The organism is Kitasatospora sp. NPDC001603 (assembly GCF_040298365.1).
Taxonomy (GTDB): domain Bacteria; phylum Actinomycetota; class Actinomycetes; order Streptomycetales; family Streptomycetaceae; genus Kitasatospora.
The window spans coordinates 20,258-33,745 of record NZ_JBEPAA010000083.1; the positions used below are offsets into that span (position 1 = coordinate 20,258).

Annotated in this window: 8 protein-coding genes and 2 pseudogenes; 7 read left to right on the plus strand and 3 right to left on the minus strand. The window is 69.9% G+C overall.

The annotated features are described in order from the left end of the window. Positions 1-8: 8 nt before the first annotated feature. The 7 genes and pseudogenes from ABT263_RS33115 to ABT263_RS33145 all read left to right on the plus strand — a co-directional run. Complete coding sequence (locus ABT263_RS33115; protein ID WP_352296182.1) at positions 9-530, plus strand: hypothetical protein; 522 nt, start codon at positions 9-11, stop codon at positions 528-530. A 533-nt stretch (positions 531-1,063) separates the two neighbouring features. Continuing rightward, a complete protein-coding gene (locus ABT263_RS33120; protein ID WP_352296185.1) occupies positions 1,064-7,969 on the plus strand; it encodes a LamG-like jellyroll fold domain-containing protein in 6,906 nt (2,301 codons plus the stop codon). A 120-nt stretch (positions 7,970-8,089) separates the two neighbouring features. Further along, a complete protein-coding gene (locus ABT263_RS33125) occupies positions 8,090-8,698 on the plus strand; it encodes an SMI1/KNR4 family protein (RefSeq protein WP_352296202.1) in 609 nt (202 codons plus the stop codon). A 155-nt stretch (positions 8,699-8,853) separates the two neighbouring features. Continuing rightward, entirely contained in the window at positions 8,854-9,276 is a 423-nt protein-coding gene (locus ABT263_RS33130) for a restriction endonuclease fold toxin-2 domain-containing protein (protein WP_352296188.1), read from the plus strand. Between the two features lie 17 nt (positions 9,277-9,293). Then, positions 9,294-9,677, plus strand: coding sequence for a hypothetical protein (locus tag ABT263_RS33135; protein WP_352296191.1), 384 nt, complete (start codon positions 9,294-9,296; stop codon positions 9,675-9,677). Between the two features lie 425 nt (positions 9,678-10,102). Further along, entirely contained in the window at positions 10,103-11,281 is a 1,179-nt protein-coding gene (locus ABT263_RS33140; protein WP_352296194.1) for a hypothetical protein, read from the plus strand. Between the two features lie 367 nt (positions 11,282-11,648). Continuing rightward, a pseudogene (locus tag ABT263_RS33145) lies at positions 11,649-11,933 on the plus strand (ImuA'/RecA-like NTPase); the annotation flags it as partial. On the opposite strand, the pseudogene ABT263_RS33150 reads toward ABT263_RS33145, so the two are convergent. The 3 genes and pseudogenes from ABT263_RS33150 to ABT263_RS33160 form a co-directional block, all read right to left on the minus strand. Beyond that, positions 11,868-12,526, minus strand: a pseudogene (locus ABT263_RS33150) (zeta toxin family protein). The pseudogenes ABT263_RS33145 and ABT263_RS33150 overlap by 66 nt on opposite strands. 112 nt (positions 12,527-12,638) lie before the next feature. Next, positions 12,639-13,031, minus strand: a complete 393-nt coding sequence (locus tag ABT263_RS33155) for a PIN domain-containing protein (RefSeq protein ID WP_352296197.1) — start codon at positions 13,029-13,031, stop codon at positions 12,639-12,641. Then, positions 13,028-13,318, minus strand: coding sequence for a hypothetical protein (locus ABT263_RS33160; RefSeq protein ID WP_352296199.1), 291 nt, complete (start codon positions 13,316-13,318; stop codon positions 13,028-13,030). The genes ABT263_RS33155 and ABT263_RS33160 overlap by 4 nt, the downstream gene beginning before the upstream one ends. Positions 13,319-13,488: the final 170 nt, after the last annotated feature.

Genomic DNA, 13,488 nt, shown 5'->3' on the forward strand with positions numbered 1-13,488 from the left:
TGACGAGCATGGAACCAGAGCCAGCCCTCGTCCACCTTGATAGTTCCCTCATCAACTTCCGAGACTTCGACTTCGCCGAGGGCGCCCACGGCTACCGCTGGGTCGATACCAAGCATTTCCAGCTGCCGCCCGAGGAGCTGGACGACCGGGACCTGCTGGCAGCCCTGATCTCGCACCCTCAGTTTCGGGACACATACGACGGGGCCGGTGTTCAAGACTGGCCGCGGCACGGCCAGTGGTGGCTTGCCCACATCGCCCCTGACACCTACAAGTCCGTCGAGGCCGAGACGGCAGTCGAGGCCATCCGCTCGTGGGCCAACCAGCACGGCAAGCTCCCAGAGTCCCTCGAGTCACGCCTGGACCAGGAGATCTACATCCCGATCCGCAAGGCGACCAGCAGATACCTGCTGGGGCAACTTCCGGAAGAGGCGTTCCACGACTATGGCCCCATCCACATCGACTACCACGAACTCGTCCTCATCGATCGACCCGCGGCGAGGCTTACCCTCCTCGTCGCAGCCGACGACTGATACTGCGACGAGCACTGCCGCGGCACTTGAGGACGAGGCATTCGGACAGTTCCAATACCCGACTCCACCATCACATGCCAGCGACGACGATCTGCGTGCAGCGGTCGATCTGGTGGCAGCCGGTGGAAACCGATGACCGTCGCGCACGACTACGTAGAGTTGCCCACGAGCCTGGTCACACTGCCCGACTGGGCGACCTGGCTCGCCGACCGGCTCGACCTCCAGTGGCGGACGGGTGAGTGGGATCCCGGCAGCCTGCTGTTCACCGCGGATCTGGACAACCCGCGGACGCGGGCCTTCTCCTGCCGCGTGACGGCCTGCGACGCGCTGGTCGAATCGCCGGCATCCCACTGCGAAGCATGTCGGGCCGTCAGCGCACGACGAGGTCACCCGCCCGACTTCGATACGACCCACACGCCCTCCCTACCCGCCGTACGACAACCCAATGTGGGGGACGGCCTGCAACCGGGCCGCTCACAGTCGGCCCCCAGCTCACCAAGACCGTCCTGCCCACGGGGCGCACCAGCGCCCAGGTGACCTACGACGCGGTGACCGAGCGCGCCGCCAAGATCACAGACGCCGGCGGCGGCGAATGGAAGCTCTCCGCCCCGACCTTCACCGGCGGCTCCTTCCTCTACAACAACGCCGTCAAAACCTCCGACCCGGCCGGCTTCTGGCGCCTGGGCGAACGCGACGGCGCCCTCGCCGCCAGCGACACCGGCACCGGACTGACCGGCACCTACGGCGACGGCGTCACCAAGAACGCCCCCGGCGTGTTCGCCCCCACCGACGACACCGCCGCCCGCTTCGACGGCAGCGCCGGCTCCTCCGTCGAGATCCCGCAGGACGTCCTGCACGCCAAGACCGACCTCGCCGTAGAACTCTGGTTCACCACCGACCGCCCCGGCGTGCTGCTCGGCGACCAGAGCCGCGCCATCGACGACCCGGCCGGCCCCGGCGGCACCTGGACCCCGATCCTCTACGTCGGTGACGACGGCAAGCTGCGCGGCCGGTTCCACGGCAGCACGACCAGCACCCCGTCCGAGAACGCCGTCAACGACAGCGCCTGGCACCACGTCGTCCTCTCCGCCCAGGGCTCGAACCAGACCCTCTACCTCGACGGCAAGGCCGTCGGAACCCAGTCCGGCACCGTCGATCACCAGCAGAACACCCACACCTACCTCGGCGCCGGCTTCGCCGCGATGTGGCCGGCCTCCCCCGGCGACGTCAGCCACTTCACGGGCAGCATGGACGAGGTCGCCCTCTACCAGCACCCGCTGAGCGAGGCCGACGTCCTCGCCCACTACCGGGCCCGCAGCGCGCAGGTCGCCGGCCAGGGCGTCGGCTACCGCGGCTCGGTCGTCACCGACGCACCGGCCGGGTTCTGGCACCTCGACGAGACCGGTGGCACCACCGCCGCCAGCGAGGTCGCCGCGACCAAGGGCAACGGCAGCTACGCCCCGGCCGTCAGGCCGGGCCTCACCGGTGTGTTCGGCCCCGGCGACGGCCATGCCGCGGAGTTCCACGCCACCAGCGCCTCCTACGTCGATCTGCCCGCCCCGCTCCTGCAGGCGAAGAGCGACCTGGCCGCCGAACTCTGGTTCCGCACCGGTAGCGCCGGCGTCATCCTGTCCGAGCAGAGCGAACCGATGGGCGCCGCGCCGTACAACACGGTGCCGGTCCTGTACGTCGGCTCCGACGGCAGGCTGCGCGGCCTCTTCTACGGCATCGACGGGGACCCGATCACCTCCGGCGGCGCGGTCAACGACGGCTCCTGGCACCACGCCGTGATCAGTGCCACCCAGGGCACCCAGTCCCTCTACCTGGACGGAGCCCTGGTCGGCACCGCCACCGGCACGGTCAACCACCTGAACATGAACCGGACCTACCTCGGCGGCGGCTGGACCGGCTCGATGCCCGGCGGCAACGGCGGCTGGTCCTGGTTCGACGGCTACATCGACGAGGTCGCGTTCTACCAGCACCCGCTGACCGCGGACCGCGTCGCCGCGCACTACCAGGCGCGCTCGGCCTCCTCCTCCGCCGAACTGGCCTCCAAGGTGACGCTCACCGATCCGGCCGGCAACGTCTCGACCGACATCCACGACGCCACCCGCGCCGACCGCCTGATAGCGCGCACCGACGCGGGCGGCGGCACCACCAGCTACACCTACGACACCGGCGGCTTCGTCCACACCGTCACCGACCCCAACGGACACACCACCGTCAGCGGCCAGGACGAGCGCGGCAACACCCTCTCCCTCACCACCTGCCGCGACGCCGACTCCTGCTGGACCTCCTACACCGGCTACTTCCACAACCAGGACAACCCGCGCGACCCGCGCAACGACAAGCCCACCGAGACCCGCGACGCCCGCTCCGCCGGCCCCGCCGACGACACCTACCGCACCACCGTCTCCTACAACGCCCTCGGCCTGCCCGAGACCACCACCCGCCCCGACGGCCGCGCCACCCACGCCTCCTACACCACCGGCACCGAACCGGCCGTCGGCGGCGGCACCACCCCGCCGGGCCTGCTCGCCACCGAGACCACCGCCGGCGGCGCCGTCACCACCTACACCTACCGCGCCTCCGGCGACGTCGCCGGAGCCGTCCTGCCGAGCGGGCTGACGTTCACCTACGTGTACGACGCGGCCGGCCGCAAGACCTCGGCGACCGAGACCTCCGACGCCCAGCCCGCCGGCGTCACCACCACCTACTCCTACGACGCCCTCGGGCGCCTGAGCGCCCAGACCGGGCCGAAGGTCACCGACGCCAGCGACATCCTCGGCACCGACGGCTCCCGGACCGCCTCCAGCACCTACGACACGGCCGGACGCCTGGAGACCGACACCGATGCCGAGGGCGCCGTCACCCGCTACGGCTACGACAACCTCAGCCGGCGCACCAGCGTGACCGACCCGCTCGGCCAGGTCACCCGCCACACCTACACCCCGCGCGGTCAGCTCGCCACCACGATCGTCAACGGCTGGAACGGCGACGGCAACGGCACCCGCGACCTCACCGTCGAATCCCGGGCCTACGACCCGGCCGGACGCGTGGCCTCCGTCACCGACGCCATGGGGGCCGTCACCTCCTACACCTACTTCGACGACGGCCTGCCCGCCACCACCATCGCGCGCAACGTCACCCAGGCCGACGGCGGCACCCGTGCCATCGTGCTGGAGGCCGACGAGTACGACGGCGCCGGCCAGCTCACCAATCGCACCACCGGTGGCGGCCGCACCACCACGGTGAACACCGTCGACACCGCCGGCCGCATCACCCAGAGCGTCCTCGACCCCGCCGGTCTCAAGCGCACCACCACCCTCGGCTACGACGCCGACGACCGGGTCACCTCCACCACCCTCAAGGTCAGCGACACCGAGAACAGCGTCCAGACCAACACCTACGACCCGGCCGGTCGCCTGACCCGCACCCAGCTCGCCTCCTCCACCGGCGGCCCCACCGCCGTCTCCACCTTCAGCTACGACCAGCGCGGCCTGCTCACCGCCAGCACCTCACCCAACGGCAACGCCCCCGGGGCCGACCCCGCCGCCCACACCACCACCCACCGGTACGACGTCCTCGGCCGCGCCGTCGCCACCACCGCCCCGCAGATCCTGACCGAGAGCGGGGGAGCGGCCGCCACCCCCGTGCGCCCCACCGTCACCACCGGCTACAACGCCTTCGGTGAGGCCGTCACCACCAAGGACCCGCTCGGCCGCATCACCCGCACCACCGTCGACAAGCTCGGCCGCACCACCTCGGCCACCCTGCCCGACTACACCCCGCCCGGCACCACCACACCGCTCACCGCCACCAGCCGCGTCGAGTACGACAAGCTCTCCCGAGTCACCGCCAGCACCGACGCGGCCGGCCGGCGCACCACCTACACCTACGACCGCCTCGGCCACCAGGTCCAGCGCGTCGAACCCAACTCCCTCGGCGGCCTCCAGCCCCCCGTCGACGACAACCCGCCCACCTGGACCGCGACCTGGACCCCCACCGGCCTCCCACTGTCCGCCACCGACCCGGTCGGCGCCCGCACCGAGGCCACCTACGACCAGCTCGGCCGCACCCTCACCGCCACCACCGTCGAACGCAAGCCCACCCCGCAGAACCTCACCACCACGTTCACCTGGGACGACGCCGGCAACCAGACCGCCCTCACCACCCCGACCGGCGCCACCAGCACCACCACCTACAACCCCGCCGGCCAGACGGTCACCGCCACCGACCCGCTCGGCCGCGTCAGCACGCTCGAATACGACGCCGCCGGCCGCCCGACGCGCGCCATCGCCCCCCTCGGCGAGTCCACCCGCACCCACTACGACGCCCTCGGCAACCCCACCACCACCGACGACCTCGACCCCGCCGGCGCCGTGCTGCGCACCACCACGACTGGGTTCGACCTCGAAGGGCGCGTGGTCTCCTCCACCAGCCCGGCCACCGGCGCCGTCACGAGTACCGCCTATGACGCGCTGGGCCGCCCGACCACGCTCACCGAGCCGGTCGCCGCCGGCCAGAACATCACCACCACGTTCGGCTACGACGCGGCCGGCAACCGCACCCGTCTGACCGACGGCAAGGGCAACACCACCGTCTACACCTTCAACCCGTGGGGCCTGCCCGAGTCCACGATCGAGCCCGCCACCACCGCCCATCCCGCGGCGGCCGACCGCACCTGGACCACCGCCTACGACGTCGCCGCCCAGGCCGTCAAGCTGACCGAACCCGGCGGCGTGGTCCGCACCCGCGGCTATGACCCGGCCGGGCGCCTGGTCCGCGAGAGCGGTACCGGCGCCGAGGCGGCCACCGCCGACCGTGAACTGGTCTACGACAAGGCCGGGCACCTCGTCCGGCACAACTCCTCGACCCTCACCGGCCAGAGCTACGCCTACAACGACCGCGGCCTGCTGATCAAGGCCGGCACCGACCTGAACACCGCGACCCAGACCTGGGAGTACGACGCCGACGGGCGCCTGGTCAAGCGCTGGGACAAGGACACCGGCGACACCCTCATGGGCTACCAGGCCGACGGCCGGCTGGACTGGGCGCACAACCCCCGCACCGGCACGCAGAACCGGTACGGCTACGACGGCGACGGCCGCCTGGCCAAGCAGTCCTACGTCGCCCCCGACCCGGCCGACGCCACCAAGCTGAAGACGATGTCCGAGCGCCGTCTCGGCTACGACCCGCTCGGCCGCCTCACCGGCGACCAGCTGCTCGTCGGCGGCGACACCGCGACCCCGCTCACCGGCACCACCTACGAGTACGACCTCGACAACCGCCTCACCCGCAAGACCGTCACCGGCACCGTCACCGACCCGGTGCGGGACAACCACTACGGCTACGACCTGGCCGGGCGCCTCACCTCCTGGACCGCGGACACCACCACGACCGCCTACACCTGGGACGCGGCCGGCAACCGCACCGGCAACGGCACCGCCGCCGCCACCTACGACGAGCGCAACCGCCTGCTCTCCGACGGCACCAGCACCTACCGCTACACCCCGCGCGGCACCCTCGCCGCCGTCACCACCGGCCTCAAGCAGGACACCCTCGCCGACGACGCCTTCGGCCGCCTGATCACCGAGGGCACCACCACCTACACCTACGACGGCCTCGACCGCGTCACCACCCGAAACGCCGCCAGGTTCACCTACGACGGCGGCTCCAACAACCTCACGGGCGACGGCACCTGGAGCTACGCCCGCGACGCCGCGGGAAGCCTGCTCGGCGCCACCAACGGCACCGCCAACCTGCGCATCCGCACCGACCAGCACACCGATGCCACCGCCACCCTCAACACCGACGGCACCACCGTCACCGGCGCCACCACCTACGACCCCTTCGGCAAGCCCGTCACCACCACCGGCACCCGAGCCAGCCTCGGCTACCAGTCCGGCTGGACCGACCCCGACAGCGGCGACGTCAACATGGCCGCCCGCTGGTACCGCCCCGGCACCGGCGGCTTCACCAGCCGCGACTCCTGGCAGCTCGACCCCAGCCCCTCCAGCCAGGCCAACCGCTACACCTACGCCAACGGCGACCCGCTGGGCGGCACCGACCCCACCGGGCACGAGAACGTCTCACACTGTGGCTGCGGCGGCCCGGGCTCCCCGGGCGCGGCAGGCAGCTCCATCCAGATCTCGGCCGGCAACGCCGGCGGTGGAATCTCATTCGGCAAGAACGGCACCTTCAACGGCACTATCAAGATCAAGCCGGGAGCCAACTCCGCGCCCGCAGCCAAGGCTGCTCCGCAGGCCGAGCCCTACGTCCCGAACCCCTCGGGCTACCGGCCGCCGTCGAGCGGCGCGAACACCGCACCGATGCCGGGCTTCTCCATCCCCGGTGCGGGCGTCGGGGGCCTCGGCGTGAGCAGCTTCGGCAGTCCGAGCACTGCGCCGAGCGGCTACGCGGGCAGTGACGTCTACCAGGAGAAGCAGGCCGCCCGGGACTGGCGCAACTCCAGGCCCAGCACCCCGACCTCCGCACCTCAGAGCCCCACAGGCCTGCCCGCCGCGAACCCCGCCGGCCCGCGCGGCCCCCAGCAGAACCCCACCTGCACGACCTGCGGCCGCGCCAAGACACCCCCGCGTCCGGCCGCTCCCAAGGCCGAACCGCCCAAGCCGCTCTTCGACAAGACCAAGCCTTACACCGAGCGCCCCACCCCCCAAGCCGACTGGACCGCCCCCAACCCGCACGACGCCCCCGACATCATCGCCGCCGCCTACAGCAGCGCCGACCTCCTCGCCCTCCTCGTTCTCGTCCCCAATGTCACCCCCACTACCGCAACGGCACCTGATCCTCAGGCAGGGCAAGGCAGCCCGGACAGGAGTAGGCCCAGCAGTTGTCTGGACCGACGGCCGACAACGGCTGTAGATGACGATCGGAGGAATGGTGGTGCAGGATGGATCAATTACTGGTCAAAGGAGAAGTATGCAAATGGGGGAAGGCGAACACGTCCGACTGGCGCACAGGCTTGCTTGTCGGGGAGCCCAGACGGAGAACGAGGAACTGAAGCAGGCGGCAATATAACTGGCTGGACCGATGCCCAGTCGATTGCTAGGAGCGGAGGATTCACTGTCGCCCCGGACGATACGCCTCTTGCCAGATGTCATTTTATTGCACGAGAGCTTGGTGGGCGTGGCAAGGCTGCAAACCTGGCGCCATGCTTCCAGGTCGGCACTAATACTGGACCCGGCTCGATGCGAAGCTTTGAAATATCAGTGGGCGACGCGCTGAAGAATCGTGAGATTGTTGACTATACCGTAATAGCGATCTACGATTCGCCTTCAAGTACCATCCCAAAGGCATTCTTCATGTCGGCCTTCGGTCAGAAGGTTAACGGCTCTCCTGGAATACGCGACTTCGCATGGGTGAAAAATGAGAAAGTCAATCCAACTACTGGCCAAATTGTCCAGTTGTGGAATTAGGTAGGATCTTGTGCTGGCTTGACCGCTTCTTGATCAAGTGGCTGTAGTTAACTTGCTTACGCCTTCCACGGAATATGGAGTCATATTGTGACCGATTGGTTTGGACGGCTTCGATCAATTATGGGAGAGCCTCTATATGTACCGGAAGCAGTTCCATGGGGGGTTGCTAAGACAGAGTTGGGCGCGGGTCTCCCGTCGGATTACCGGGCATTCATTGATCTGTATGGCGGAGTAAGTTTCGCGGGTGAGTGGGGGGTTCGTTCGCCCAGAGTTCACGCCAATTCGATTGCTCCTTCAGGTATGGCTAGATGGCGATTTGACAATGACACGGATTTTAGGATCCAGGTTGAAACGGAAGATCAGTTTCTGGGTCAGGGGAGAACGCCGGTATATCCTGACCATGCCGGGCTCCTGGCCTGGGGTGGTAATAGCAACCATAATCACTTGTGCTGGATTACTTATGGGGAAGACCCTGATCTGTGGAATGTCGCATTGTGGTATCGGGGTATGATTGACCGCTTTGACGGAGGGTTCTCTGAATTCTTGGTAACGGTATTGGAAGGAGGATACCGACGGGAAGAAGAATTGTTGGTAAAGGGAGATCCGGAGGAGTGGGATTTGCTTGAGCCAGAGCCAATGTGGCGGCCCTCATTGGACTGGGCGGGGCGGGACTGGGGGTCTCACTGGGACGTGCCCGCCGGGTCGACGCAGATGCCATGGGCGCGATAGTTGCTGGCCAAGCCTAGTTTTGCATCGGATACAAGTGGGCCTCGTATGATCGAGTTCGTTTGTGTCGGTGGAGTTCGAATTCACGCCTGGCGCGCGGGGTCGGCGGGGTTGTCGCTGACTGGCTTCGGCACCGCCGAGGCTACCCGTCGATCTCGTTGGGGCGCAGGGCGTATCAGCTTCGGGTGGCCGGGTCGACGGAGTACCGGCTCTACACCACGGTGACCGACCCCAGGGACGGCCGGGAGCTGGGGATGGACGCCGACGGTGTCCGTTTCGAGGATGGGGCCGCGATCGACACCGAGTACATCGGCCAGAACGCCAACTGCAGGTCGCCCTTCCGGCTCGATAATGCCGACGGCATCTTCGAGTTCGCGTACGAGAACACCATGGAAGGGGAGGAGAAGAAGCTGAACAAGTACGCTTCGGCACTCCAGGACCCGCGCGACAAGGTCAACCACCTCGAACTGATCACCAACGACGCGAAGGCCTCCGCCTACTTCGACGCGCTCATCGCTGCCAACAACGTCACCGGCCGTGTCAGGGCCGTCCCCGGACGCGTTCCCGGCCCGGCGCCCTGACAGAAACGAGAGCATCTGTGGGATCCGACTTCTACGTCAGCGCCGACCGTGAGAAGACCGGCGGACCGTGGCCGTTCACGCGCGAACAGCTGGAGGAGTCCGTCACGAGGAACTGGCCCGGCGCGGCGGTGGGCGAGTACTTCGAAGGCCGCCATCTGGAGATCCAGGTGGAAGTAGGGCCGGGCCAGGTGGCCGAGCTCTCCTTCGGCCTGCGGCACCGGGTGCTCTCGTTCGCCGACCGCGAGCCCTGGTCCGCGCCGCTGACCGTCATCCACACGGTGCTGCGCGAGCTCGCCCCCACGGTTCCCGTGGTCTGGTGGATCGACTACGACGCCACCACGGAAGCACTGGACCTGAGCGCGGACCTGCGGACGTTCATCAGCGGCTTCGGCGCGCAGTGACGGCCAGGGAACAATCGCCACCGAGGTCGAACGGAGACCCGGTTCGGTAACGGAAATCAGCAGGGTCAAGGGACTTGTGACGACAGCCGTCCTCGGCCGGGCGTCGGCGCGGCCGCCGACGACGACGGCGGCGGGAGCGGAGCAGGTCCGTAGCACTTGCCGGGCTGTGGAGGAGGTAACCGCGTACCTGGGCGGCGCGGCCGAGGAGCGCTGTTGGGAGGCCGATCACCGCTTCCTGCACCTGCGGGACGGCCACGTTTCGGTCCGGCCGGCCATCCACAAGCTGCCGACCTGGCGTGGCCCGGTCGCGGCCGTCAGAGGGTGGACACTCTCGCAGGGCTTGACGAAGGCGGGCAGTGCCAGCCGTCACGAGCGTTGCCCGATGGTGACTTCCCTTTCCGGCCATCAACCGGGATGCTTCGCCCGTGACATTCCCCGTATCCCGCCGCCTGGCCCGGCGGCTGCTCGCCGTACTGCTCGCCCCGCTGGTCATCCTCGCGCTACGGGACGACGAACCCCCCGCCTTTCTGGGGATCCTGTTCGGCAGCTGGCTCGCCCTGCTGCTGCCCGACATGTGGACCCTGCTGTTCCACCGGGCCGCGGGTGTCCGGCTGACAGTGGTCCGCTACGGCCGGGGCCGCAAGCTGGTCTCCACCACCGTCGTCGGCGTGCCCGTCGAGATCGGCCTGGTGCCCGCCGCCGAGCTGACGATCGTCTACGAGATCACCCCGACCCCCTGGCTGCGCCCACGCCTGTGGCTGCACTCAGCCGCACTGCTCACCGTCCAACTCGGTCTCGGCGCGCTGCTCGCCGCGTACCCGCAGGCCTTCACCCGGGACCTGGGGATCTCCCTGCTGGTGACCACCGTTGTCGCCAACCTGCGCTACCACGCCGGCCCGCTCGCCCCGCTGTGGGCCGCGCTCGGCCTCACGCTGCGGCACGACCTGATCGAACACCAGCTGCGCCACCCCGCACTGACGCGTGCGGAACGGCAGATGATCCGGGGCCGGATCGGTGAGGCCCGCCGGCAGCTCGACTCGCTGCCCGCTTCGACCCGGGTGAGTGCCACCGAGGTGGGTGTCCTGCTCGCCGAAGGCCGGTACGAGCAGGCGGACGCCGGAGCCCGGGAACTGCTGCAGAGCCATGAGGGAGCCTGCCGTGCCTCCGGCTACCAGCTGCTGGCCGCAGCGGCGGTGGCCGCCGGCGAGGCCGGCGAACTCCCCCAGCGGGAAGTCCGCCACCGCGTCGCCCTGGCACTCATCGGTCTCCACGGCGACGGTTCCCAGCCGGAACCGAACTGGACGCACAAGTACGCGCAGACCGCCGCAGACGCCGAGCTGCTCGACGGCAGGCCCGAGCTGGCCGCCCGCCTGGCCCAGCGCTGGAGCGTGAGTGCCAGTTCCCCGTTCTGGCGCAGCGACGCCTGTTGTACCCTGGCCGCCGCGCTCACCGCTCTCGGCCGCCACGACGACGCCCGTGCCGCGCTGGCCCGCGCCCGGCGCCAGTGCCCGGAACTGGCACGGGCGGTGCGCCTGGAAGCACTGCTGAACGCGGCGCAGCGGGACACAACGCCTCCGCTGAGCGGCGCTCGTGTCGGGAGCTGAGCCGATCTGAGCTGCTCCGACCGCTGGTCGTCTGCGCCCACGTCCGCGAGTGTGAGAACGCGCAGCCGTTCCTTCGCCGCTGTCGGTCGTGAGGAACCGGCCGAGTCGGCCCTCTGTCGGCCCGGGCCGCCTGTACGGCGTGCGTCTGGTCGTGGACGGGGTCAGCGGGCAGGCCAGTTGTTCAAGCGGCTCGCGGATCTCCTCGACGAGACTTCCCCGGCCCCCGCGCCCGCCAGGCCCAGGCCACCGTCCTGCCCGTCGTCGAACCGCTGGCCCCGCTCCTGCCGCACGGTGGCCTCGCCAAGGGCACCGTCACTGAGGTCACCGACACGGGCCTGCTGCTCGCACCGCGGCCGGCCCAGCGAACGCCGACCGGTACGCCTGGACCGCCGCCGTGGGTCTCCCCGACCTCCGGTGGGCCGCGGCCGCCGACTACGGCCTCGACCTGACCCGCGTCCTACTCGCCGACAGCCTCGGAGAGCACTACGCCGAAGTGATCACCGCACTCGCCACCGCCTGCCCCGTCATCCTTGCCACCCCACCCACCGGCCTCCCGCCCCGCACCCTCGACCGACTCACCGCCCACCTACGTTGCACCAACACCGTCCTCACCCCCGGCCCTGGCCCGGCGCCCAGTTGCGCCTGGACGTGACCGCGAGCCGGTGGTCTGGCGTTGGGGACGGGCACGGGCGACTGACCGGTCGGAAGGCGACGGTGGGGCGGGGTGCGGCGGTGCGCGCGCTCGGCCGACCTGTGGCTGCCGGCCAGGTGGTCGTCCTCTCACTGCGGCGAGTGCGGCGGCGCAGGCGTCGTGGTTGTCCCAGGCCACGTAGCGGGCCCGCTCCTCGGCGGCCAAGTGCAGGTAGCGGTCCATGAGGCCGAGCTGGCTGAGTGCCTCGGGCACGGCCATGGCCACGACCTCGATGCGGTAGCCCGCCTCGCGGTAGGCGGCGAGCTCGGCCCAGAACTCGTCGGGGCGGCCCAGCGCCGCCTCCACCACCGCGTCAACCGCTCCTGCCGCAGCCGCGCCTCCAGCCGGGCCTGCCACCCGTAGGTGTCCGCGCGCACCCACACCCCGGCCGTGCGCACGTCCTCGGCCAGGGACCGCGGGTAGCCGGGAGCGAGGGCCTTGTAGGCGGCGCGGTCCACCCGCACCGCGCCGCCGCGACGGGCGAGTGCGGCGTGCACCAGGTCCATGACGAGCGTCTTGCCGCTGCCGGCCTGCCCCGCCACGAACACCACCACCAGCCGCTCCTGGGCCGCGGCCCGGCCAGCACGGCGGGCAGGATCTCCTCGGCGAGGATCCGGGCTCCGTCGCCCGGCCGAGCTCGTCCCGGGACGCTCCCGCTAAGCGCGCCTACGGCTCCAGGCGGGGGTCGTCGATGTCGACGGTGACGATGCCGGGCGGGTACAGATCCGCACGGGCCGTCAGGATCAGGTGCTGCTGCGGACGCGCCGGGGTCGGCAGGCTCGCGGCGATCGCGTGCGCAAGGTCCTGGCCCCCGTACCCGTCGCGGACCATCGTCGCCACCACCACCGCGGTGCTCGCGTCCAGCGGCTCGAACTCCAGCGACGGCAGCGCCAGCACCGCGTGCGCCGCGCCCTCGTCCTTGACCTCGGCCTCGACCAGGCACAGCACCGGCACCAGCAGGTGCTGGAACGGCCTGTGCAGAGCGGAGTCCACGATCCGGTGCAGACGCGGGTGACCGGCGGCCAGCGCGGCCAGGGCACTGGCATCCAGAATGATCATGCGCTACGCCTCGGGGTGACCTTGGCGCGCGCGTCCTCCGCGGCGACGGCGTAGACCCGCTGCAGCAGGTCCGGGCCCCGGTCCAGTTCCGTGTCGGTGAGGGGCATCCCGAAGTGGCCCCGCAGCAGCCGGCGCCCTTCGGCGACGCGCTCGGCGATCTGCTCGGCGGTGGGCTGCTGCTCCACCAGGAGCGCCACCTGGGCGCCGATCGTGGTGCCGCAGGCTGCCGCGAGGACGGCCAGCCGGTCACGCGTATCGGGGGAGACCTTGATCGTCGTACCAGCCATGCCGCGATCGCACACCGTCGGTATACCTCTGGTATATCAGATTGGTCGCCACTCGCCGCCCGGCTCCGACTCGCCCTAGTGCTACGTTCCTCAAAGCAGGTATACGTAGCGGCGTCGTAGTTGTCGGATTGGCGGAGCTGGACGGCCCCATATCCAGGGACGGGCACGTG